At 67.2% G+C, this 2,375-nt stretch carries 3 protein-coding genes; 1 reads left to right on the forward strand and 2 read right to left on the reverse strand.

What is annotated here, in order from left to right:
• Positions 1-953, forward strand: a 953-nt coding sequence (locus tag JCM19049_RS20610) for a peroxide stress protein YaaA (protein WP_279403087.1), incomplete at its 5' end; no start/stop codon positions are given.
• 155 nt (positions 954-1,108) lie between these two features.
• On the opposite strand, the gene JCM19049_RS11875 is transcribed toward JCM19049_RS20610, so the two are convergent.
• Together JCM19049_RS11875 and JCM19049_RS11880 are read right to left on the reverse strand one after the other, a co-directional pair.
• Positions 1,109-1,408: a glyoxalase gene (locus JCM19049_RS11875; RefSeq protein WP_279403088.1), complete on the reverse strand. Its 300-nt coding sequence runs from the start codon at positions 1,406-1,408 to the stop codon at positions 1,109-1,111.
• Between the two features lie 147 nt (positions 1,409-1,555).
• A partial coding sequence (locus JCM19049_RS11880) for a Nif3-like dinuclear metal center hexameric protein (RefSeq protein ID WP_054821696.1) occupies positions 1,556-2,375 on the reverse strand: 820 nt, incomplete at its 5' end.

A 2,375-nucleotide genomic window follows, 5' to 3' on the forward strand; every position in this document is an offset into this window, starting at 1 on the left:
CATCACCCTGCACCGTGACGGCGGCGCAGGCCCATGACGTGTACTCCGGCGTGCTCTTCGAGGCCCTGGGGTATTCCACGCTGGGTGCCGCCGCGCAGCGGCGGGCCGATGAGTCCATCGTGGTGGTCTCCGCGCTGTGGGGTGCCGTGGGTTTCGCCGACCGGATCCCGCCCTACCGGCTCTCGATGGGCGTGAAGCTCGAGCCGATGGGCAAGCTGGCCAGCTGGTGGAAGAAGCGCCTGACCCCGGTGCTGGACGCGCGCGCTGGGGATCAGCTGATCGTGGATGCGCGCTCGAGCACCTACGCGGCCGCCTATAAGCCGTCCAACGGCAACAGCGTGGCGGTCAACGTTTTCCAGCTGCGCAACGGGACGCCGAAGGTGGTGTCGCACTTCGCCAAGCACACCCGCGGTGAGGTCGCCCGCTTCCTGGTGGAACAGGAAACCGAGCCGGCCAACGCGCAGGAGCTGCTGGATTTGGCGAACACCCGGTGGGACGCGACCCTATCGGAGGACAAGAAGGGGCTGGCCCTGAACATCGTGCTGGCCGAGGACCACCAGTTCACGTCCCCGGCGAAGGCGCCGCCGGGGTGTAGCCCGGCCGAACTACTGCAGCTCGTCGGAATCGCTGGGACGCACGGCATCCCGCCGAATGGGTTCAGGCTCCGCACCCGCCTCATGAGTCGACTGCTTGTCGGTGGCCTCCTGGCGCCCCATCCAGTGCAGCGCCACTCCGATCGCGGTCAGCGTGGCGCCAAACGGGGTCAGGAACGACTGGGCGAACAAGAGGATCGCGCCCAACGTGTAGGTGATCAGCGGGTCATTGCTGTTCGGGCCAATGTTAAGCGCAACCGGCTGGAAGATGACCGGGGCAATGACGCTAAGCAGGATCCCGAGCACCACGGCCCCCAGTCCCACGACGATGAGCTTCTTGTGGATTGCCTTCATCGTTGAATGCCCCCTGCCGGTGCCTTCATTCGGCACCGCCTGCGTGCGGCGCCGAATTTCGTTGACCTTCAACCTAGGCCACTTGGCGCCGTCTGACAAGGGATGTTTCCCTGTTCGGGCGCTGTTTGACTCCCTTGGCCATGCCGCCGCCCAGCGGGCATCTACTGCGGGTCCTGTGCCACGAGTTCGACTTCGAAGCCCGCCGCGTCCTCCAGATAGGCGGCGCTGTGCTCGCTGCCACCGGCGAACGGGTGCCGGTCGGCGAAGAGCAGCGTGAATCCGTGTTTCAACGCGTCCTCGGTGACCTGATCGAACTCGGCGGCCGAAACGCTCAACGCCAGATGGTTCATCCCCGCAGCGCACCGCTGGTGCCGGCCGGGAAGCACGTCCGGCCCGGACTCCAGGACGATGTAGAACCCGTCCCGGCCGTAGCTCACCCCGTGCGCCCACTCGTCCAGCACGGTGCAGCCCAGTCGCTGCAGCAGCCATCCAGGCTGGCCTTTGACTGCTGAAGGTCCGCGACCCACAACTCCAGGTGATGCAGCACGGGTGCTCCAGCTCGTCGAGGGAAAGGGAATGATCAAGGGCTTCGAAAAGCCTGCCACACCCTACGGCGTGAGCACGAAATCCCACGGGTCGGTGTTGATTTGGGAGACTTCCACCTCGATGGCAAAGCCCAGGTCCCGCAACACGTTCTGCAGGGCACGGGCCGCGGCGGAGAGCCACACCCACTCCGAGGCGAAGTGGGAGACGTCAACCAGGTAGGGGTGCGAATCCCCGGCTGCTTCGCGGGCCTCGCTGGCCGGGTGGTGACGCAAATCGGCGGTGACGTACACGTCGGCGTCATGGGAGCGCACCGCTTCGAACAGCGAGTCCCCGGCTCCGCCGCACAGCGCGATCTTGCGCACGATGGCGTTGCGGTCCCCGGCCACCCGCACGCCGCCGGCCACGGCCGGCAGCACGGTGTAGACCCGTTCGGCGAAGTCCTGCAGGGTCATGGTCTTTTCCAGGTAGCCGACCCGGCCCAGGCCCTCCTCGGGCAGCCCGTCCTTCGAGACGACCAGCGGCACGCAGTCGCTGAGCCCAAACGCGTCGGCCAGGGCGTCGTTCACTCCCCCGATGGCGCTGTCCGCGTTGGTGTGGGCGGTCAGCAACGCACACCCGGATTCGATCAGCCGGGTGATGGCCTCGCCCTTGAAGCTGGTGCCGGCCACCTGGTTGACCGGCTTGAGCAGCAGCGGGTGGTGGGTGATCAGCAGGTCCGCGCCGCGCTCGATCGCGTCCTCGATGACCTGAAGGGTGGGATCCACCGCGAAGACGACCTTCTTGACGCTGGCGGTGGTGCGCCCGGCGACCAGGCCCACGGCGTCCCAGTCCTCGGCCAGCGACTGTGGCCACAGCTCCTCGGCGGCCTCCAGCACGGTGCCC

Source organism: Arthrobacter sp. JCM 19049 (genome assembly GCF_001310435.1).